Genomic DNA, 21112 nt, shown 5'->3' on the forward strand with positions numbered 1-21112 from the left:
GCCGTCGTCGGCCACGCGACCTCACTGCGAACCGGAGCGGATGCGCCGTCTCACCAAGACGATCAGTCCTATCTGGATGGCAAGCATCACCAGCGCGACCAGTCCCGACGCGGCGGACATCTCTTCCTCCGAAAGCCCGCCACCGCATTCTGTTATGTTTCCGCCCTCGTACAACACGAGACAGTCGCGCCCCAGGATCGCGGCAGCGATGACCCAGTTGGCGAGCAGAAGGGGGACCGTCCCCAGGACAAGGGCCAGCATGACGTACTTCACCTTGCCACCGGCGGAGTTCGTCTTTGCCGGAACAGGCTCGAGACGCCTGCCCATATCCGAACCAGGACTCATGCCGAACATGTAAGCATGAGCAAGCGATCGTGTGCAGAACAGGCGGGGAACCGCGGTCACTCACGGGGACCGGAACTTGTCAAGCTTGGTGAGACACGGTCGCTTTACTTGTTCTGTACCTGTATCTCCCGTCGGATCATCAGATGCCTTCCGGATCGGCCCCGTCATCGTCGTGAGCCTTCGCCGGAGGATACCCGGGCGGATACGCAGATACGCGAGGACGGCGGTCCGCCTCCACCCCCGGCCCGGCACACCGGGCGTCCGCGGGCCCCACCCGGCGGTCCCCTCCTGTGGCCGGCCGCGGAGCGCCGGAACACCTGCGACCCGCCCGGCTCGTCCTGGGCCGCTCCGGAGCCCTCACCGTCTTCCTCTGCCCCGTGTCCGCCGACCACGGCCACCGCATGACCGTCCAGTAGCCACCGCTTCATCCGCCGCGCCGGCACCGCCGGCTGAGACGAGATCCGGCACACGGCTCCGTGCGGCTCGCAGGCGCCGATGACCGGGGCCGGCAGGGTGCGCTGTGGGCCGGAGCGGTCCTGGTCCTCGGGGTGATCGGCTGGATCACCGGAGCGTCGGCGCTTTCGAGGACGAGCCGAGGACGCGGACCCGCCGACGGGCCGAGGAGGGACGGGTCGACGGGCCGAGGACGGACGGTCCGGTGGAGCCTAGACTTGGGTCATGCCGATCGACCTGAGCCTGCTCGACGGTGTGCGGTGGCGGGGGCAGCCTCTGGTCGGCGAGAGGGCTCAGGCGCTGCTCGCCACCCTCGCACTCGCCCGCCGGACCGTGAACGCGGACCGGCTCGTCACGGAGGTGTGGGGGGACGACGAGCCGGCCAATCCGACGAAGGCGCTGCAGGTCCTGGTCTCCCGGACCAGGACGGTGGTGGGGCCGGAGGCGCTGGCCACCGAGGCGGGAGGCTACCGGCTCGAGGTTCCGCCCGAGCGGGTCGACGCCGGTCGGCTGCACGCCCTGGCGGACCGCGCGCGGGCGCTGCTCGCCGAGGATCCGGCGGCGGCGGCCGCGGCGGCGGCGGAGGCACTCGCGCTGGGCGCCGGAACGCTGCCCCCGGAGGGCGACGGTCCGCTGGCCGAGGTGCGCCGCCGCGCCGAACGCGACCTGGCGTCCGCACGGGTCGTGCTCGCCCGCGCCCGGAGCCGGAGCGGTGACCACGGGTCCGCCCTGGCCGGCCTGGAGGAGGCGGTGCGCGTCCACCCCGAGGACGAAGGGCTGCTCGCCGACCTCCTGCGCAGCGAGGCGGCGGTGCGCGGGACCGGCGCCGCGCTGGACCGCTTCGAGCACCACCGGTCGGACCTGCGCGACCGGATCGGCGCCGACGCCGGACCGGAGCTGCGGCGGGTCCACCGCGAGCTGCTGACGCTCGACAGCCCCGTGCGCGCCGGCGTGCGGTTCGACACGACCCCGCTGCTCGGCCGCGACGACGACCTCCGGCGGGTGCGGGCACTGCTCACCGGGTCCCGGGTGGTCTCGATCCTCGGTCCGGGCGGGCTCGGCAAGACGCGGCTCGCCCACGCCGTCGCCCGCGAGGCCCCGCAGGCGGTGGTGCACTTCGTCGAACTGGTCGGCGTGACCACGCCCGATGACCTGGTCGGCGAGGTGGGGTCGGCGCTCGGCGTCCGCGACTCGGTGACCGGCCACCGCACGCTCACCCCGCAGCAGCGCGCCGACGTCCGCGCCCGGATCGCCCAGCGGCTCGCCCCGGTCCCGGCGCTGCTGGTGCTCGACAACTGCGAGCACCTGGTGGAGGCGGTCGCCGACCTGGTCGCCTATCTGGTCGCGACCACGCGGGAGCTGCGCGTCCTCACCACGACCCGCGCGCCGCTGGCGATCGCCGCCGAACGCGTCTATCCGCTGCCCCAGCTGGGAACCGGTGACGCCGTCGAGCTGTTCCGCGACCGCGCGACCGCGGCCCGGCCCGGGGTGCGCCTCGACCCGGACGACGTGCGCGCCGTCGTGGCCCGTCTGGACGGCCTGCCGCTCGCGATCGAACTGGCCGCCGCGAAGGTGCGGGTGATGTCGCCGGCCGAGATCGCCCGCCGGCTGGAGGACAGGTTCGCGCTGCTGCGCGGCGGTGACCGGAGCGCCCCCTCCCGGCACCGGACGCTGCTGGCGGTGATCGACTGGTCCTGGAACCTGCTCGGCGAGCGGGAGCGCCGCGCCCTGCGCCGCCTCTCGGCCTTCCCGGACGGCTTCGCCCTCGACGCGGCGGAGGAGGTGCTCGGCGACGACGCTCTCGGCGACGTCACCGAGCTCGTGGAGCAGTCCCTGCTCACCGTCGCGGAGACGGCCGGCGGCGTCCGGTACCGCATGCTCGAGACGGTGCGCGAGTTCGGCCGGGTGCGGCTGGAGGAGGCCGGCGAGACCGCCGATGCGCGGGCCGCCGTGCGCGCGTGGGCCGTCGGTCACGCCGGTCGGCACGGCGTCCGGCTGTACTCGCCGGAGCAGGTCGACGCGATGGACCGGCTGCGGGCGGAGGAGACGAACCTCGGTGACGTCCTGCGCGAGGCCCTCGCCGACCCCGATCCCGAAGCGGTGGTGGTGCTGTTCTCCGCGCTGGGCGGCTACTGGTCGATCTGCGGGGACCACCCGCGCAGCATCGCCCTCACCCCGGCCGTCGCCGTCGCGCTGGCCGGCTGGACGCCGCCGCCCCGGCTCCTCGACCGGACCCGGGTGGCCCTGTCCATCGCGCTGCTCAACACCACCATCGTCTCCTACGAGGAGACCGGGCCGCTGGTGCGGCTACTGGCCGAGCTGGGCGCCGACTCGGCGCACCCGGCCGTCCGGGCGGTGGTGACCGTACTGCTCACCACGGTGTCGGACCCCGACAACGGCTTCGACAGGCTGATCGACGACCCCGACCCCCTGGTCCGCTCGACCGTGCTGCACTGGCTGTGCCACGGCCTGGAGAACACCGGCGATCCGGCCGGCGCGATCGAGGCGGCCCGGGCCGCCCTCCGGCTCGTCGGCGAGGACCGCGGTCCCTGGCACCGGGCGGTGCTGCACACCCAGCTGGCCAGCCTGCACGCGAACTTCGGCGACTTCACCTCGGCCGCCGCGCACGCGGCCGAGGCGCTCCCGGTGCTGGAGCGCCTCGGGGCGACGGACGACGCGATCCAGATCCGCGCCGTCCTCACCACGGCGGCGCTCGTGGAGGGCCGCCGGGACGAGGCCGCACGGATGATCGACGACATGGAGGCGCTCGCCGTCCACGGCACCTACGGCGAGGTCCTGTCGCTCGCCGCCAGCAGAGCCCAGCTGGCCCTCGCCGACGGCGACATCGCCGAGGGACTGCGGCGGCACCGCGAGGCCGCCGAGGCGCTCCGGAACCTGAGCGTCCCGGGCACGACGGACGGTTCGCCGTGGGACTTCGTGGGCGAGGCCGTCGCGCTCTCGGCGTTCGCGCAGTACGGCGAGGGCGACGACGGCGCGGACCTCTTCGAGTCGCTGCGGGCCAAGGTCCTGGTCGCGTTCGACCCGGCCCGCACGTTCAGGGACTACCCGGTGGCGGGGATGCTGCTCGCCGGGCTGAGCATCTGGGGCCTGCTGAAGGGGGCGCTGCCCGCCGAGGAGGCGGTCCGGTTGCTCGTGCTCGCCGACCGGTTCGCCTACAACCGGTTCACCCCGACGATGCAGTGGCCGCTGCTGGCCGCGCACGCCGAGCGGGTCGCCCCCGGCGTCATGTCCCGGATCGGGGCCGAGTACGGCGAACGGCGCGGCCCCGACCTGCTGGACGAGGCCCGCGCCGTCCTGAAACGGCTGGCCTGACGCCCGTCCCGGAACGGCCGGCCTGGCGTTCTCCGGCTGCCGGGTCCGGCGGGTCCGTCCCGGCCTGCCGGTGAAGCGGCCCGGCCGGGGAGCCCTCGTCTCCGGGCGGGAGGACGTCACATCTTGCAGGAGGACGCCACATCTTGCGGGAGGACGTCACATCTTGCGGGAGTACGAGCGGACCGCCAGCGGGGCGAAGACCGCGATGACGACCGCGCAGCCGACGACCGCCCAGCCGACCTCGGCCGTCACGGCCCCGTCGTTGAACAGGTCGCGCACCGCCGAGACGACGTGCGAGACCGGGTTGACCTTCACGAACGCCTCCAGCCAGCCGGGCAGCGTCTCGGCGGGGACGAAGGCGTTGGACAGGAAGGTGAGCGGGAACATGATCATCATGGAGATGCCCTGGACGCTCTGCGCCGAACGCGCCATCGTGCCCAGCCAGGTGAAGATCCAGGCCAGCGACCAGCCCGCGAACACGGTGAGGGCGATTCCGCCGATGCAGCCGAGCACGCCGCCGCCGGGACGGTACCCGATGGCCAGGCCGGTGACGAGCGTCAGCACCGACGCGATGCCGTACCGGATCAGGTCGGCGATCATCGGACCGGCCAGGGGTGCGATCCTCGCGATCGGCAGGGACTTGAAGCGGTCGAAGACCCCCTTGTCCATGTCCTCGCGCAGCTGCACGCCCGTCGCCATGCAGACGGTCAGGGCCGTCTGCGCGAGGATCCCGGGGATCAGCACCGGCAGGTAGTCCGCCACGCTGCCGGAGATCGCGCCGCCGAAGATGAACGCGAACATCGCGGTGAACAGCAGGGGCTGGATGAGGACGTCGAAGAACTGCTCGGGCTTGCGGCGCATCTTCTTCAGGGCCCGCCACGCCATCGCCAGGGTCTGGGTCCAGGTCTCCTGGACCGAGCTGTGGGACGTGGTGCGGGCGACCGCCGCGGACGGGTCGATGCGCCGGGGGCCGGGGGCGACCCGGCTCGTCGGGGTCTTCGGGTTCACAGCGCTCGTGGTGGTCATCGGACCGCCTCCATCGGGGATTCGTCGTCGGCCGTGGGGGATTCGCCGTCGGCGCCGTGGCCGGTCAGCGCCAGGAAGACCTCGTCCAGCGTCGGCTTGGCGACGCTCATCGAGGAGATGGCCAGACCCGCCTCGCGCAAGCCGATCAGGACGTCCGCGGCCCGGTCGGGGTCGGGGAGGGGGACGTTCACCCGCCCCGACTCCGGAGTCAGGACCGGCTCCTCGCCCAGCAGCCGGCGGACGATGTCCGCGGCCAGGGCGATGTCGGAGCCGTCGGCGAGGCCGAGCTGCAGGGTCGCGTCGCCGACCTGGCTCTTCAGCGCGTCGGGGGTGTCCTCGGCGACCTTCCGGCCGTGGTCGATCACGGCCACGCGGTCGGCCAGCTGGTCGGCTTCGTCCAGGTACTGGGTGGTGAGCAGGATCGTGGAGCCGTCGGTGACCAGCTCGCGGATGGTGTCCCACATCTGGCCCCGGGTCCTCGGGTCGAGGCCGGTCGTGGGCTCGTCCAGGAAGATCAGGGGCGGGCGGGTGATCAGGCTCGACGCGAGGTCCAGCCGGCGGCGCATGCCCCCGCTGAACTGGGACAGGGGACGGTCGGCCGCCTCCTGCAGACCGAAGCGTTCGAGCAGGTCGCCGGCGATGGTCCTGGCCCTGCCACCGGGCAGACCCTGCAGGCGGGCGAACAGCCAGAGGTTCTCCCGGGCGGTCAGATCCTCGTCCACCGAGGCGTACTGGCCGGTGACGCCCACCAGCTGCCGGATGCGGTGGTGCTCCCGCCGGACGTCGACGCCGAAGATCTCCGCGTGGCCGCCGTCGATCGGGAGCAGGGTGGCGAGCATCCGGAGCATCGTGGTCTTGCCCGCCCCGTTGGGGCCGAGGACTCCGAAGATCTCGCCCTGCCGTACATGGAGGTCGATTCCGTCCACGGCCCGGACGTCTCCGAACACCTTGACCAGGTTCTCGGTCCGGACGGCGCTGAGGTCCGCCATGACGCGTCTCCTCTCCGCGCCGGGTACCTCCCGGCGTCTGAGGAGAGCATGCGCGTCGTCGGCTTCGCCGTGGCTTCACGCCGGTTTCGCCCCGGGTCCGGCGGTTTCACCGGCTCCGGCAGGACTCTCCGCCGCGGGGCCCGCACCGGGCCGGGACGAGCCGAACGGGCCGGCCCGCGGACAGCACACGCCCTCCGCGCCGCCGGCGTCCGGCCGCTGATCGCCCCCGCGCCCCCGCGCCCCCGCACCCCGCACCCCGCACCCCGCACCCCGCACCCCGCACCCCGCACCCGTGGGATTCTGGAGGGGTGACGCCTGAGGAACTCGCCCGCCTGCGCCGGGCCCGCGATCTCATGGACCGGGAGTACGCCCGGCCCCTCGACGTCCCAGCCATGGCCCGCGCCGCGCTCATGTCACCGGCCCACTTCTCGCGCCGGTTCCGCGCGGCGTACGGCGAGACGCCCTACAACTACCTGATGACCCGCCGCATCGAGCGGGCGAAGGCCCTGCTCCGGCGCGGCGACCTCACCGTGACGGAGGTCTGCATGGAGGTCGGCTGCACCTCGCTGGGCTCCTTCAGCTCGCGCTTCACCGAACTCGTGGGCGAGACCCCGAGCGCCTACCGCGCCCGCGACCACGCCGCGGGCGCCGCCGTACCGGCCTGCTACGCCAAGGCCGTCACCCGACCGAGCAGGATCGGAGAAGCCTCCGGCCGCACCGGCTGAGTAGCGTTGCGGCCATGGATCTCACGCTCTCCCACACCTTCGTCCAGGTCCACGACCAGGACGAGGCCCTGGCCTTCTACCGCGACGTCCTCGGCCTCGAGGTGCGCGCCGACATGCCGTTCGAGGAGTACCGCTGGCTGGCCGTCGGCCCGGTCTCCCAGCCCGGCCTCGAGATCGTGCTCGAGGTGCCGGAGATGGGACGGGGGCCCGCGGACGGGGAGGCCCTCCGGGCGCTCCTGGCCAAGGGCTCGCTGTCCACCCTCATCTTCGCCACCGACGACTGCGCCACCACGTTCGAGAAGATCCGGGCCTCGGGCGCCGAGGTGCTGCAGGAACCGATCGATCAGCCCTACGGCGTCCGCGACTGCGCCTTCCGCGACCCCTCGGGCAACGCGGTGCGCTTCTCCCAGCGCCTCGGCGGCTGATCTCCGCGTCCCCGCTCCGGCGCCGGACGCACTGCCGCACGCACTGCCGCACGCACTGCCGCACGCACTGCCGACCGGTCCCCGATCCGGACGCCCGGCGCCGGGTCAGGGGCTGACGGCGAGGAACAGGTAGCAGGCCAGCAGGGAGAGGTGGACCCCGCCCTGCAGCAGGGTCGCCCGCCCGGGGACCACGGTGAGGGTTCCCACCGCCACCGTCAGGCCGAGCAGGACCAGATGCGTGGCGTCGAGGCCGAGCAGCAGCGGCCCGTCGAGCCAGAACGACGCGACGGCGATGGTCGGGATGGTCAGCCCGATGCTGGCCATCGCCGAGCCCAGCGCGAGGTTGAGGCTGATCTGGATCCGGTCCCTGCGGGCGGCCCGCACCGCGGCGATGGTCTCGGGCAGCAGCACCAGCAGCGCGATCACGACGCCCACCACCGACTGCGGCAGCCGCGCGGCCGCGACCGCCGTCTCGATCACCGGCGACTCCACCTTCGCCAGCCCGACGACGGCGACGAGGGCCGTCATCAGCAGGCCGAGGCTCGCCGCGGCCTGCCGGGTGGTGGGCGGCGCGGCGTGCTCGTCGTCGGCGATGACGGAGCCGTCGGCCGTGATCGGGAGGAAGTAGTCGCGGTGCCGGATCGTCTGCGTGACCACGAACAGCCCGTACAGTCCGAGCGAGGCCACCGCGGCGAAGCCCAGCTGGGGCGCCGAGAAGACCGGTCCCGGCGTACTCGTGGTGAACTTCGGCAGCACCAGGCTCAGCACGGCGAGCGTCGCCACGGTGGCGAGCGCGCCGCCCGTGCCCTCGGCGTTGAACACCGCCACCTTCCGGCGCACCGCTCCGACCAGCAGCGACAGTCCGACGATGCCGTTGCAGGTGATCATCACCGCGGCGAAGACGGTGTCCCGGGCCAGGGAGGAGGTCTCCGGGCCGCCGGACGCCATCAGGCTGACGATCAGCGCCACCTCGATGACCGTCACCGCCACCGCCAGGATGAGCGAGCCGAACGGCTCCCCCACCCGGTGCGCGATCACCTCGGCGTGGTGCACGGCCGCCAGCACCGCGCCCGCCAGGAAGACGCCCGTGACCACCGCCCCGGCGACCGACAGCCCCCGGCCCCACGCGAGGGCCAGGACCGCGATCGCGAGCACGGGGACGGCGGTGGTCCAGCTGACGGCGGGCAGGCGGATCATGCGCCTTATCCTTCCCGGCCGGATGCGGTCCATGACCGCCGCGCCCGTGCGACGGCGTCCGCCCAGACCGGTTTTCCATGATTCCCGCCGCAGGCCGGTGACCTTGGCAAAGTTATTGGAGATAAATGGGAAAAAGGCGCGCGTCCAACTGACAAGTGCGTCAAAATTTCCTTACCGGGTCTGTTCACTGCGCTTGAAGCCGAGGTCCCGATGCGCAAGATGCTGCCGCGCATGAGCGCGGAATCCCTGCCCCAGAGCCTCGACGAGCTGCCCGTGGACGCCAAGGACTTCCTCCAGCTCGTCACCGTGGACTTCACCGGGACCTACCACGTCTACCTCGCGGCGAAGGACGAGCGCATCAAGATGACCCGGCTCTCCATGAGCCTGCTCTCCGCCCCGTTCGCCGCCGCCGTAGCGCTGGCGAGCGCGAAGGTCGTCAGCCCGGCGCTGCTCACCTCCTGGAGCACCGTGCCCTGGTACCTGTTCGCGACCACCGCCGCGTTCGGGCTGCTGAGCGTCCTGCCGTTCCTGCGGCTGATCGAGGCGGTGAACGCGCACATGCGCACCGCGCGGGCGATCAACAATTTCCGGCTGCTCTACGTGGTCCAGCTCAAGGACCACTTCTCCGGTCTCGGCTGGTCGCCGAACCTGCCGGTGGACCCCCGCTATCCGGAGACCTACGCCCCGCTCGCCTGGCCGGGGATCAACGTGATGATGCTGGCCCTGGTCAACTCCACCTACATCGCGACCGGACTGCTCGGCCTCATCGGGGCCGACCCCACCGCGACCCTGCTCCTGCTGGTCATCGCGCTGCTCACGCTGGTCCACTACCTCGTCTACTACGTGCGCTCCAACGTCTCCCGCCAGCGCCGGCTCCCGCAGAACCCCTTCCATTTCCCCAACGTGGAGACCTGAATGGCAGACCTCCTCCGATTCGCGTCTTGTGGGGAGACCTGGCTGTGGCTGATGCGCCACGTGTGGGACGAGGGCGGGCCCGCCGAGGACGACCGGGGCCCGATCATCGAGGCGCCGGCCGTGCTGTTCGAGATCGCCGAACTCGGCTGGGACGACCCGGTCCTGAGATCGCACGGCGACCCCGGGAAGATCGCCCTGTACTCCAGCAAGTTCAGCGAGGTCGCGGTGGTCCCGCCGTTCAAGTACAGCTACGGCGGCAGGCTCCGCGGCCTGCAGGGCGTGGACCAGCTCGGCTGGGTCACCGGGCTGCTGCGCGCGCGGCCGTACAGCAAGAGCGGGTGGGTCTCGCTGACCGTGCCGGGCGAGCGGCCGGACGCCGTGCCCTGCCTGACCGGCCTGGCCTTCCGGATCCGGGACGGGCGGCTGGCGATGACCGCGACGTTCCGGTCGCAGAACGCGCTCACCTGCTACCTCAACTACGTGCCCCTGCGTAGTATCCAGAACGAGGTCGCCGACGACCTCGGGGTGGGTCGTGGGTCAATGAGGGTCTTCGTCGACGTTCCGCACATCTACGTCGCCGACGCGGCGGCGGTCGGGGAGATCCTCGGGTGTTCGGAGCGCGATGGGCTCGGCGAGGGAGAGGCGCTACCAGGTCCTGCTGGTCGATCTGGACGGGACCGTGGTCGACTACGCCCGGACGGAGGACTGCGCACTCCGTGAGGTCCACCGCCGCTTCTTCCGCGGCGACCCGCACAACCCGCACGGCCCGCACGGCCCGGACGGCCCGCCGGTCCTGCGGGACTTCCCCGCGTTCCTGCGCGCCTTCCACGCGGCCAACGAACCCCTCTGGGCCGCCTACCGCGAGCGCCGGATCGACCTGTCCGAGCTGCGCCTGGAGCGCTGGGTCCGGCTGGGCGCCGGCCCCGGGGTCGCCGCCGCGTTCGAGGAGGCCCTCGGCCGCGGGACCGTGCTGTTCCCGGAGGCGTACGGCGCCCTGCGGCGGCTGTCGCGGCGCTTCCGGCTGGCGCTGGTGACCGACGGCATCGCCCGCGTCCAGCGGGTCAAGCTCCGCCGTACCCGGATCGAGCGGTTCTTCGAGCACGTGGTGATCGCGCCCGAGGTGGGCCTGCGCAAGCCCGACGGCGCGCTGCTGCACCACGCGCTCTCCCTGCTGGAGGCCAAGCCCGACGAGGCCCTGATGGTCGGCGACTCCCCCGTGAGCGACGGCGGCTGCGCACGGGAGGCGGGGGTGGACTTCTGCTGGGTCGACCGGACCGGCGCCGCCCCGGTCCCCGGCGTCCCCGTCCACCTGACCGTCCCGCACCTCGCCGCCCTGTGAACCCGCGGATCCCGAACGGTTGGTGAATCTTTCGTCCGATAAGCCCTTTACCTACCAGTATGGTGTGCGAATGAACGGGACGAACGCCTATCGAGTCGTGCTGGTCGCAGCGGGTCTGGCGGGACTGCTCTGCACCTGGCTGGCGGCCACCGATCCGCTCAACCCGCCGGTCTACTTCACCGTGCAGAGCAACATCATGCTGGTGGCCTACCACGTCTGGCAGCTGTCGGGCCGGGGCGTGCCGTCGGCGTTCATCAAGGGCGCGGTGACCCTGTTCATCTCGATCACCGGCCTGGTCGCCCACTTCATCCTGACGCACGGCGCGAGTCCTCTGCTCCTGCTCCCCGACGGCCAGGGGAACGACGTCCAGGACATGGGCAACCTGCTGCTGCACTACGTGACACCGATCATGGCCTTCGCCGACTGGCTGCTCTTCGACCGCGCCCTGCGCCCGGGATGGAGCAGGCCGCTCGTGTGGCTCGCCTACCCGGCCGCCTACCTCGTCTTCGCGCTGACCCGCGGCGCCCTGCTCGCCCCGGGCACCGAGCGGCGCTACCCGTACCCCTTCCTCGACGTGGACCGGCTCGGCTACGACGGCGTCGCGCTCCAGGCGGTCCTCCTCACGGCCGGCTTCGCCGTCCTGGGCTACCTCCTCGTCGCCCTGCACCGCCTGGTCTCCCGTACGGCGACGCCCCGGCCCGCCGAGGAGAGCCGGGCCCTGCCGTGACACCGCCGACCGGCCGTCTCAGATCCCTACGACACGCAGGCGCTTCCGGCTTATGGCCGTGATGGCGTCGACGTCGGAGGTCAGCACGGTCGCCGGTCCGGGCTCAGCGGAAGCGGCGCAGGCGGAGGCTGTTGCTGACCACGAAGACCGAGGAGAACGCCATCGCGGCGCCGGCGATCATCGGGGTGAGCAGGCCGAGCGCGGCCAGCGGCAGGGCGGCCACGTTGTAGGCGAAGGCCCAGAACAGGTTGCCCTTGATGGTGGACAGCGTCCGGCGCGACAGCCGGATCGCGTCGGCGGCCACCCGCAGGTCGCCGCGGACCAGCGTCAGGTCGGAGGCCTCGATCGCCACGTCGGTGCCGGTGCCCATCGCCATGCCCAGGTCGGCCTGGGCCAGCGCCGCGGCGTCGTTGACGCCGTCGCCGACCATGGCGACCGTACGGCCCTCGGCCTGGAGCCGCTTGACCACGTCCACCTTGTCGGCGGGCAGCACGTCGGCGATCACCTCGTCGATGCCGACCTCGGCGGCGACCCGGCGGGCCGCCACCTCGTGGTCGCCGGTGAGCAGGACCGGGCGCAGGCCCAGCCCGCGCAGGGCGGCGACCGCCTCGGCCGAGGTGGGCTTGACCGCGTCGGCGACGGTGAGCACCGCGCGGGCCCGCCCGTCCCAGCCGACCGCGACCGCGGTCTCGCCCCGGCCCTGCGCCTCCTCCAGCGCCCGCTCCAGGTCGGCGGGCAGGTGCTGGGACCACTCGGCCAGCAGCTGCGGGCGGCCGACGAGCACGGCGTGGCCGTCCACGACGCCCTGCACGCCCAGACCCTCGACGTTGGCGAAGTCCTCGACCGCCGCGGTGGACTCCGCGGCACGGGCGACCGCCTGGGCGATCGGGTGCTCGGAGGCGGCCTCCAGGGCCCCGGCCAGCCGCAGGACCTCCTCGCGGCTCTCCCCCTCCGCGGTGAGGACGCCGGAGAGGGTCATCTTCCCGGTGGTCACGGTGCCGGTCTTGTCCAGCACGACGGTGTCGATGCGCCGGGTCGACTCCAGCACCTCGGGGCCCTTGATCAGGATGCCGAGCTGGGCCCCCCGGCCGGTGCCGACCATCAGCGCGGTCGGCGTGGCCAGGCCCAGCGCGCAGGGGCAGGCGATGATGAGCACCGCGACCGCGGCGGTGAAGGCGGCGGCCGTACCGGAACCGGTGCCGAGCCAGAAGCCCAGGGTGGCCAGCGACAGGGCGATCACGACCGGCACGAACACCCCGGAGATCCGGTCGGCCAGCCGCTGCACCTGCGCCTTGCCGTTCTGCGCCTCTTCCACCAGCCGCGCCATCCGGGCGAGCTGGGTCTCGGCCCCGACCCGGGTGGCCCGGACCACGAGCCGCCCGCCGGCGTTCACGGTCGCGCCGACCACGGCATCGCCGGGGCGGACCTCCACCGGCACCGGCTCGCCGGTCAGCATCGAGGCGTCCACCGCCGAGGAGCCCTCCTCGACCACGCCATCGGTGGCGATCTTCTCACCGGGCCGCACCAGGAAGAGGTCGCCGACCGCCAGCCGCTCGGCCGGGACGCGTTCGCCGGAGGCGAGCGTGACCTCCTTGGCGCCCATCTCCAGCAGCGCGTGGAGCGCGGCGCCCGCCCGCCGCTTGGCGCGGGCCTCGAAGTAGCGTCCGGCCAGGATGAAGGCGATCACCCCGGCGGCGGCCTCGAAGTAGACGTTGCCCGACCCGTCGCCCCGGGTCAGGGTGAACTCGAAGCCGTGCCGCATGCCGGGCATCCCCGCCGTGCCGAAGAACAGGGCCCAGAGCGACCAGCCGAAGGCGGCGAGCGTGCCGAGCGAGACGAGGGTGTCCATGGTCGCCGCGCCGTGGCGCAGGTTGGTCCAGGCCGCCCGGTGGAACGGCCAGCCGCCGTAGAGCACGACGGGTCCGGCCAGCGCCAGCGAGAGCCACTGCCAGTTGTCGAACTGCAGCGCCGGGACCATCGCCATCGCGACGACCGGGACGGAGAGCGCGGCCGAGGTCACCAGCCGCTGACGGAGCGGCGCGAGCTCGTCGCGCTCCCCCTCCCGCGCCTCCTCCCGTACGGCGGGCAGCTCGGCGGTGTAGCCGGCCTTCTCCACCTCGGCGACCAGGTCCGCGGGGCTGACGCTCCCGGGGTAGACGACCTTCGCCTTCTCGGTGGCGTAGTTGACGGTGGCGCTCACGCCGTCCAGCTTGTTGAGCTTGCGCTCGATCCGGTTCGCGCAGGAGGCGCACGTCATACCGCCGATGGCGAGCTCGATCTCGCCGCCGCCGGCGGGCGGCCTGGTGGTGGTCGTGGACATGGCCTCTCCTCGTGCTCGTCGATCCATCGTGCGCGGCCCGGAGCCGCAGGCGGTAATCGGGGTGTCCGCCGTTCCTCCCACTCCGGAGAACGTCCGACCCCCCGGGGGTATTTCGCGGTCAGTGGCCGTGTCCGTCGGCGCCGTGCGACGCCTCGGGCGACGGGGTCGCATCCCGGGTCTCGCCCTTGTCCTCGGCCTTGTCCTCGGATCCGTCACCGGACCGGTCGCCGGCGCCGTCTCCGGTCACCGCGGGCGCGCCCGCGGTGACCGCGGTGAACTCCGCGGTCCGGACCTTCCCGGCGTGCCGGAAGTCCAGGAAGAGGCGGTAGGCCCCCACGCTGGGCACCTCGGCGTGGAAGGTGATGCCGGGCCCGGCGGCGGTCTTCCCGTCACCGGGCTCGCCACCGGGGTGGACGTGCAGGTAGGCCAGGTCGCCGTCGCGCAGCGCGACGAGGTGGCCGTAGGCGCCGAGGTAGGGCTCCAGGTCGGTGACCGGCTCGCCGTCCCTGCTCACCGAGAGCGTCAGCGCGCTCGACCGGCCGGGGACCAGGTCGCCGGCCAGGGTGACCGTGTAACCGTCCACGGTCGCGGTGCGCTCGGGCGCACCGAGGGGGGCGGGCCGGTGGTCGCCGGGGGCCGACAGGTCCATGCCGAGCGTCATGCCCTCCGCGCCCGCGGGGGCGAAGTCGGCGAACGCGCGGTACTCCCCGGGCTCGGGGAGGGTCAGCGGGACCGACCAGGTGCCGTCGGCCCCCCGGACCGGGTGGAGGTGCTGGAAGCGGGTCAGGTCCCGGCGGACCACGATGAAGTGCAGTTCCTTCTCGTGCTCCACGGCGAACCGGGTCACCGGGCGCCCGTCGGGGCCGACGACCGAGAAGCGGAAGTCCGTCTTCTCCCCCGGCTCCACCACGTCCGTCCTCGGCACCAGCGTGTATCCGCCCGCCGACACCTGGAGCCCGCCGGGCAGCACGGCCGGCCCGGTGGATCCGGCGGCCTCGCCCGACGTCCCCGGCCCGGCGTGCGCGTCGCCCGCGTGGCCCGCGCCACCGGGGGTTCCGGCCGCCACGCGCCCGGTCTCCCCGACCGGCCCGGCGAGCCTTCCGGCGCCGAACGCGCCGCCGAAGACGACGGCCAGCCCGAGCACGTACGCCCCCACCTTGGTCGCGCCGTTCATCTCTCCTCCTCCCCATATACCCCTATAGGGTATCTAGGCGCCTCAGCATGCCACAGCGGATCACGAGGAGCAACCCCGGGGGGGTATGAACGGCATCGAGACGTCAGTGAACGAACGGCGTCAGCAGACCGGGGACCGACTCCTCGGCGAAGGCCAGGCCCTCCGCGACGGAGACGTCCCTGACCTTGTACGACCCCGAGCCCGCCGCCGTCGTCGCCGCCAGGGTGACCAGGCCCGACCGGCGCTGGAAGGGCGACCGGCTGACCGTCCAGCCGATGATCGCGGTACGGCGCAGCGCCACGGTCCTGCGCCGGGCGGTGCCGTACCGCGTGACGAGGTAGGGCCCGTGCAGGCCGTGGCCCAGGTTCCGGTAGGCGTCCAGGGCCAGGAGCAGCGCGGCCGGAAGCAGGGCGGGACCGGCCAGCCACAGGAGGCCGGGGACCCAACTCAGCCAGACGGCGAGGCCGCCCAGGACCGCGGAGACGACCGCCGACGGCCAGAGCGCCCGGACGATCCTGCGGCGGAGCGCGGCACGGGGATGCGCGGCCAGCGGAGCCAGGGTAGGCGACGCCTCCGCGGACGGCCCGACGGACGGCCCCGCGGACGGCCCGACGGACGGCCCCGCGGACGGCCCGACGGACGGCCCCGCGGACGGCCCGACGGCGAGCACGGCCGCGGCGACCCGGTGCGCCTCGGCGCGCGGGGCGGGCGGCAGCAGGACGACCGACTCGTCCTCCTTGAGACCGGTGGCCACGGCCTTCAGCCTGGCCCCGCCGCCCCAGCGCAGCGGCAGCGGCTCGGCCAGCTCGACCCCGTACAGCCGGCGCTCCTCCAGCGCCATGGACCGCGTGGTCAGCAGGCCGCGCCGTACCGAGAACGCGCGGTCGGGCTCGCGGGTCAGGCGGAAGTCCCACCACGACTCCACGTACAGCAGCAGGGCGCCCGCCAGACCGATGGAGAGCACGATCCCGACCGCGACGGCCGCGACCACGACCGGGTCGGCCGCGGTGACGCGGCTCCAGAGGTCGCCGAGGAAGCCGACCTCGGCCGGGTCGATCCCGACGATGTCCAGCACCCGGAAGAACACCCCGAACGGGGCCAGACCGATCAGCAGCGACCAGCTGCTCAGCAGGGCGTAGCCGATCCAGGCGGGACGCAGTTCCGCGACGACCGCGTCCGCCGGAGCCGTACGGCCCAGCAGCTCCACCCGGAGCAGCCGGGCGCCGGCGCGGGAGACCCCGTCGAGGACGAGGCCCTTCTCGTCGTCGGTCCGGCCCGTGCCGATGACGACCGTGGCCAGACCGAAGAACCGCTGGAGCGGGTCGGCGGTGAGGTCGACGCTGCGCACCCGGTCGCGCGCGATCGAGCGGCGCCGCCGGAAGACGAGCCCGGAGCGGAGCTCCACCCGCTCGGCGGTGACCCGGTACCGGGTGGTCGCGTAGCGGACGAGGCCGGCCACCGCGATCACGGCGAAGACCACGAGGATCACACCGAGCGTGACGGCCGCCTGGAGGCCGAGCCCGTCACGGGCGAACGGCAGCGTCACCGCGACGGGCACCGCCGGCCCGAGCGACCGGGTCATGGTGAACCGGAGCAGCCGCGGGTCGAGCCGCGACCACCGCGCCCCGGCCCCGTCGTCCCCCGCGGCGGCGTTCCCGGCGTTCCCGGCGTCTTCGGCGTTCCCTGCGCCGACGACGGTCCCGGAGCCTCCGGCGCTTACGGTGCTTTCGGCCGCCCCGGCGCTTACGGTGCTTTCGGCCGCCCCGGCGCTTACGGCGCTTTCGGCCGCCCCGGCGCTTACGGCGCTTTCGGCCGCCCCGGCGCTTACGGCGCTTTCGGCCGCCCCGGCGCTTACGGCGCCGGCGGTGATCCCGGTGTCTCCGTCGTACTCGTCCCGTCTCATGCGGCGTCCTCCGGAACGGCCTGGGCGCGGGCGGTGAGACGCTCGACGAGGTCGGCGGCGAGAGCCCGGTCGATCCCGTTGATCCTGACGGCTCCGGCGGCCGAGGCGGTGGTCACGGTCACCCCGGCCAGGCCGAAGATCTGCTGGATCGGACCCCTGAGCGTGTCCACGGTCTGGATCCGGGACATCGGAGCGACCCGCCACTTGTGCCAGATCCACCCGGAGGCGGTGTAGACGGCGTCGTCCGTGACCTCCCAGCGGTGCACGCGATAGCGCACCCGGGGCATCACCAGCGTGTAGACCAGGCCGGGCACGGCGATGACCAGGGCCGGGAGCAGGAGCCAGAACCGGGCCGGCGGGATCAGCAGGCCGAGCAGGACCAGGACCAGCACGGGCGGGGCGACCAGCACCAGCGCCTGGCCCGTCCACCAACCGACGGCACGGGTGTCCACCGGGTTGCGCGGAGGCCGGAGACCGGACGGCCGCTCCACGCCCGCGGGCGGGCCCGGCGGGGAGCCGGGCGGGACGGGGAGCCGGGAACCGGGCTCGGGCGGGGAGCCGAGCGGGACGGGGAGCCGGGAACCGGGCTCGGGCGGGGAGTCGGGCGGGGAGGGAAGCCGGGGGCCGGGCTCGGGGGACATCATCGTTCCTTCCGGGTCGCGACGTCGAAGGTCGTGACGAGTTCGCGCGCGTAGGCGTCGAAGTCGAGATCGGGATGGGCCGCCAACTGGATGAACACGCCGTCGACCGCCTGCTTGACCGTGACGGCCATCACCCGGGGGGAGAACTCGCGGAACTCGCCCGCGAGCTGCCCGAACCGCAGGATCTCCTCGACGGAGGACACCTCCGGCTCGTTGGCGGTCAGGTCGAGCCTCGGCCTGCCGTCGGCGTGCCGGAAGGCCGACCAGATGTCCGACAGGGCGATCATGTGGGCCCGATGGGTCCGGTAGAACTCGACGGTCGACTCGATGTAGGCGGCGAGCATGGCCGCGGCGGTGGTCTGGGCCTCGACCCGCGGGCGCGTGAAGGCGTCGCCCAGGGCGAACGCCTCGTCGACCACCTGCTGGATCAGCTCGTCCTTGCCCTTGAAGTGGTAGGAGATCACCCCCTTGCTGATCCCGGCCCGCCTGGCGATCAGCGCCAGCGACGCCTGCGCGTAGCCCACTTCGGCGATCACCTCGATCGCGCAGGCGACGATCTGCGCCCGCCGGGCCGTCTCGATGAAGGATCGCCCCTCTTGGCCGACCGGATCATTTTTTGACCGCATGGCCAGAAAATAACACATACGGCCAGACGCCTGCCCCTCGGGAACCCGGTTCCGGTCCGGGCGCCGAGCCGCCCGGGCGCCGAGCCGCCCGGGTGCCGAGCCGCTCAGGGGACGGAACCCCGCCGACCGGCGAGCCGCCACGAGGAGCCTGCGACGTATGACCCGAGGGAACCCGCGGCGTACGACCCGGGGGAACCCGCGGCGTACGACCCGGGGAGGCGGCCCTCGCCGCCGGGTCAGCCCGGCGGCCTCCTGACCCGCTCGGAGGCCGGATCGTAGAGCGGCTCGGCGACCACGGTGGCGTCCACCCAGGTCCCGGTGACCCCCACCTGGACCCGCTCCCCCGGGGCCGGGCGGTCGGGCAGGTAGGCGTAGGCGATCGAGCGGTCCACCCGGTGGCCGTATCCGCCGCTCGTCACCCGGGAGGCCGGCTCGCCGCCGACCCGGACCGGCTCCCCGCCCAGGCAGACCTGCCGCGGGTCGTCGAGGACCAGGCAGCGCAGCCGCCGCGCGGGTTCGGCGTCCCGCGACAGGGCCGCGCGGCCGAGGAAGTCCTTGTCCCACGCGACCGCGAAGCCCAGTCCCGCCTCCAGTGGGGTGGTCTCCGGGGTGATGTCCAGACCCCAGACCCGGTAGCCCTTCTCCAGGCGCATCGAGTCGATCGCCCGGTACCCGCCCGGGCGCAGGCCGTACGGCGCACCGGCCCGCAGGAGCGCGTCCCAGAGCGTCAGGCCGTACTCCGACGGGCAGTACAGCTCCCAGCCGAACTCGCCGACGAACGTGACCCGCTGGGCCAGCACCGGCACGCTCCCCACGCTGATCTCCCGGGCCCGCAGGTGGCCGAAGGCCAGGTCGTCGGGGGAGAGCGCGCCGAGGACGGCCGGCGCGCGCGGGCCCCACAGGCAGTAGCAGGCGTAGGCGGAGGTGACGTCGCGCACGTCCAGGCCGTGCCCGCGCAGCCAGGCGGCGTCGCGCACGCCGAAGGCGGTCCCGGTGACCAGCCGGAAGCGGTCGGCGGCCAGGCGGGTGACGGTCAGGTCGGCCTCGATGCCGCCGCGGGCGTTGAGCACCTGGGTGTAGACGACCGAACCGACGGGCCGGTCCAGTTCCCCGGCGCAGGCCCGCTGGAGCCGTTCCAGCGCGTCGGGGCCGGAGACCTCCAGCTTGGCGAACGAGGTCTGGTCGAACAGTCCGGCCGCGTCCCGCGTGGCCAGGCACTCGGCGCGTACGGCCGGCGACCAGATCCGCCCGGCCCACCCCTCCGGCCGGACCCCCCTCCCCCGCGCCCCGCGGGCCTCCCCGGCACCGCCCGCGACCGCGCCCTCCGCACCCGCGCCGCCCGGCCCGGCACCACCCGCACCGTCCCGCCCCGCGCCGCCCGGCCCGGCACCACCCGCACCGCGCAGCTCCGCGCCGTCCTCCGGCGGAGCGTCCCCGGTGTTCGACTCGAACCAGTCGACCCGCTCCCAGCCCGCCTTCTCGCCGAACGCGGCGCCCAGCTCCGCGTGCCGCATCCAGGCGGGGGAACGGCGCAGCGGCCGGGCGGCGGTGCGGTCCTCTCCCGGGTAGACGATGTCGTAGTACGTCGCGTAGGCGTCCAGGGCCCTGGCCCGCGCCCAGGCGGCCGACCGGGCGTGGCCGCCGAAGCGGCGCAGGTCCATGCCGAACAGGTCGTACTCGGGCGTGCCGTCCGTGATCCACTCGGCCATGACCTTGCCCACGCCGCCCGCCGCGGCCAGCCCGTGCACGCAGAACCCGGCCGCCGCCCACAGGCCGCGCACCGGGGTCGGGCCGAGCAGGAACTCGCCGTCCGGGGTGAACGCCTCGGGGCCGTGCACGACCCTCACGATCTCCGTACGGCCCAGCGCCGGGACCCGCCGGACCGCCGACTCCCACGACTCCCGGAATCCCGGCAGGTCGGCGGGGAACAGCGTCCGGGGCTCCGCCAGGGGCGCGGGCGTGTCCCAGACCCCGGGGCTGCGGCTGTACCCCCCGACGAGGATCCCCCCGCCCTCCTGGCGGAAGTACACGATGTTGTCCGGGTCCCGGACCGTGGGAACCGCGGAGGGGACCCCGAACGGCGCGGTGACGACGTACTGGTGCTTGATCGGCACGACCGGGATGTCCACCCCGGCCAGCCGTCCCAGCCGCCCGCCGGCCGCCCCCGCGGCGATGACGACCGTCCCGGTCCGGACGGACCACTCCTCGGACTCGGTCCTGAACCCCGTCCCGGACCCGGACCCGGACCCGGGAGCCGCCCCCGCGCCCGTCGCCGTGCCCGTGCCGAGCTCCCCGCCCGCCCCCGCGCCCGTGCCCGGCCGCACGGTCCGGGACAGCCGCACCCCGGTGACCTCGCCGTCCTCGATGTCGAACCCGGTCACCTCCACCCCGGTGAGGATCCGCGCACCCAGTTTCTCCGCCCCGGCGGCCAGCGCCCGGGCCAGCAGCGCCGGGTCGAGCCAGCCGTCACCCGGCAGCCAGAGCGCGGCCCGCACGTCGGCCGTCTCCAGCAGCGGCAGCCGCTCCCCGGCCTCCGCCCCGGAGAGCACCGCGACGTCCAGCCCGTAGGTCTCCGCCGCCCCGGCCAGGCGCAGCGACTCCTCCACCCGCTCCGGCGTGGTCGCCAGCCGCAGTCCGCCCACCCCGCGCCAGCCGGGGTCCAGCCCGGTGAGCTCGGCCAGCTCGGGATAGAGGCCGGCCGAATACATGATCATCTTCGTCTGGGCGACGGTGGAGCGGAGCTGCCCCACGAACCCGGCCGAGTGCCAGGTGGTCCCCTCGGTGAGCCCGTGCCGCTCGACCAGGAGCACCTCGGTCCAGCCGAGCCTCGCCAGGTGGTAGGCCACGCTGCAACCGGCCACGCCGCCGCCGATCACGACGGCCCTCGCGGAGTCGGGGTGTCCCACGTCCGGCCCCCTCTGTAACGACTCGTCCACGGAATCGGATCAATGGTCTGAAGGTAGGCCAAAGGAGT

The 21112-nt window shown here is 73.7% G+C and carries 17 protein-coding genes; 7 read left to right on the forward strand and 10 right to left on the reverse strand.

Translation table 11 applies throughout. The features are described from left to right. Window positions 1-21 precede the first annotated feature (21 nt). Window positions 22-354, reverse strand: coding sequence for a hypothetical protein (locus tag HS045_RS06190; protein WP_196450166.1), 333 nt, complete (start codon window positions 352-354; stop codon window positions 22-24). A 669-nt stretch (window positions 355-1023) separates the two neighbouring features. Here HS045_RS06190 and HS045_RS06195 point away from each other — a divergent pair. Then, a complete protein-coding gene (locus HS045_RS06195; RefSeq protein ID WP_196450167.1) occupies window positions 1024-4131 on the forward strand; it encodes a BTAD domain-containing putative transcriptional regulator in 3108 nt (1035 codons plus the stop codon). Window positions 4132-4287: 156 nt separating this feature from the next. Here HS045_RS06195 and HS045_RS06200 read toward each other — a convergent pair whose 3' ends face one another. Both HS045_RS06200 and HS045_RS06205 read right to left on the reverse strand, forming a co-directional pair. After that, window positions 4288-5157: an ABC transporter permease gene (locus HS045_RS06200; RefSeq protein WP_196450168.1), complete on the reverse strand. Its 870-nt coding sequence runs from the start codon at window positions 5155-5157 to the stop codon at window positions 4288-4290. After that, complete coding sequence (locus HS045_RS06205) at window positions 5154-6146, reverse strand: ATP-binding cassette domain-containing protein (RefSeq protein ID WP_196450169.1); 993 nt, start codon at window positions 6144-6146, stop codon at window positions 5154-5156. The genes HS045_RS06200 and HS045_RS06205 overlap by 4 nt, the downstream gene beginning before the upstream one ends. A gap of 353 nt (window positions 6147-6499) precedes the next feature. Here HS045_RS06205 and HS045_RS06210 point away from each other — a divergent pair, with 353 nt between their 5' ends. Both HS045_RS06210 and HS045_RS06215 read left to right on the forward strand, forming a co-directional pair. Further along, window positions 6500-6871: a helix-turn-helix transcriptional regulator gene (locus tag HS045_RS06210; protein WP_196451080.1), complete on the forward strand. Its 372-nt coding sequence runs from the start codon at window positions 6500-6502 to the stop codon at window positions 6869-6871. Between the two features lie 14 nt (window positions 6872-6885). Continuing rightward, entirely contained in the window at window positions 6886-7296 is a 411-nt protein-coding gene (locus HS045_RS06215; protein WP_196450170.1) for a VOC family protein, read from the forward strand. Window positions 7297-7401: 105 nt separating this feature from the next. Here HS045_RS06215 and HS045_RS06220 read toward each other — a convergent pair whose 3' ends face one another. Continuing rightward, window positions 7402-8493 carry a calcium:proton antiporter gene (locus tag HS045_RS06220; protein WP_196450171.1) on the reverse strand — a complete coding sequence of 364 codons (1092 nt, stop codon included), beginning with the start codon at window positions 8491-8493 and terminating at the stop codon, window positions 7402-7404. A gap of 231 nt (window positions 8494-8724) precedes the next feature. On the opposite strand from HS045_RS06220, the gene HS045_RS06225 reads away from it, so the two are divergent. From HS045_RS06225 to HS045_RS06240, 4 genes are all read left to right on the forward strand, one after another. Next, a complete protein-coding gene (locus HS045_RS06225) occupies window positions 8725-9408 on the forward strand; it encodes a hypothetical protein (RefSeq protein WP_196450172.1) in 684 nt (227 codons plus the stop codon). Continuing rightward, window positions 9409-10128, forward strand: coding sequence for a hypothetical protein (locus HS045_RS06230; RefSeq protein ID WP_196450173.1), 720 nt, complete (start codon window positions 9409-9411; stop codon window positions 10126-10128). Continuing rightward, window positions 10031-10747, forward strand: coding sequence for an HAD-IA family hydrolase (locus tag HS045_RS06235; protein WP_196450174.1), 717 nt, complete (start codon window positions 10031-10033; stop codon window positions 10745-10747). The genes HS045_RS06230 and HS045_RS06235 overlap by 98 nt, the downstream gene beginning before the upstream one ends. 70 nt (window positions 10748-10817) lie before the next feature. Then, window positions 10818-11474, forward strand: a complete 657-nt coding sequence (locus tag HS045_RS06240) for a Pr6Pr family membrane protein (RefSeq protein WP_196450175.1) — start codon at window positions 10818-10820, stop codon at window positions 11472-11474. A gap of 103 nt (window positions 11475-11577) precedes the next feature. Here the strand turns inward: HS045_RS06240 and HS045_RS06245 are convergent, their stop codons facing one another. The 6 genes from HS045_RS06245 to HS045_RS36040 all read right to left on the reverse strand — a co-directional run bounded on the left by HS045_RS06245 (window position 11578) and on the right by HS045_RS36040 (window position 21044). Beyond that, on the reverse strand, window positions 11578-13794 hold the full coding sequence (locus HS045_RS06245) for a cation-translocating P-type ATPase (RefSeq protein ID WP_196450176.1): 2217 nt from the start codon (window positions 13792-13794) through the stop codon (window positions 11578-11580). A gap of 118 nt (window positions 13795-13912) precedes the next feature. Then, window positions 13913-14968 carry a hypothetical protein gene (locus HS045_RS06250; RefSeq protein WP_196450177.1) on the reverse strand — a complete coding sequence of 352 codons (1056 nt, stop codon included), beginning with the start codon at window positions 14966-14968 and terminating at the stop codon, window positions 13913-13915. Window positions 14969-15071: 103 nt separating this feature from the next. Continuing rightward, complete coding sequence (locus tag HS045_RS06255) at window positions 15072-16871, reverse strand: PH domain-containing protein (RefSeq protein ID WP_196450178.1); 1800 nt, start codon at window positions 16869-16871, stop codon at window positions 15072-15074. Then, window positions 16868-17362: a PH domain-containing protein gene (locus HS045_RS06260; RefSeq protein ID WP_307827461.1), complete on the reverse strand. Its 495-nt coding sequence runs from the start codon at window positions 17360-17362 to the stop codon at window positions 16868-16870. The genes HS045_RS06255 and HS045_RS06260 overlap by 4 nt, the downstream gene beginning before the upstream one ends. A gap of 149 nt (window positions 17363-17511) precedes the next feature. After that, window positions 17512-18138, reverse strand: a complete 627-nt coding sequence (locus HS045_RS06265) for a TetR/AcrR family transcriptional regulator (RefSeq protein WP_196450180.1) — start codon at window positions 18136-18138, stop codon at window positions 17512-17514. A gap of 236 nt (window positions 18139-18374) precedes the next feature. Then, window positions 18375-21044 (reverse strand): FAD-dependent oxidoreductase, encoded by a 2670-nt coding sequence (locus tag HS045_RS36040; protein WP_196450181.1) that lies wholly within the window; start codon window positions 21042-21044, stop codon window positions 18375-18377. Between the last annotated feature and the right edge of the window lie 68 nt (window positions 21045-21112).

The sequence above is a fragment of the Planomonospora sp. ID82291 genome, assembly GCF_015711645.1.
Taxonomy (GTDB): domain Bacteria; phylum Actinomycetota; class Actinomycetes; order Streptosporangiales; family Streptosporangiaceae; genus Planomonospora.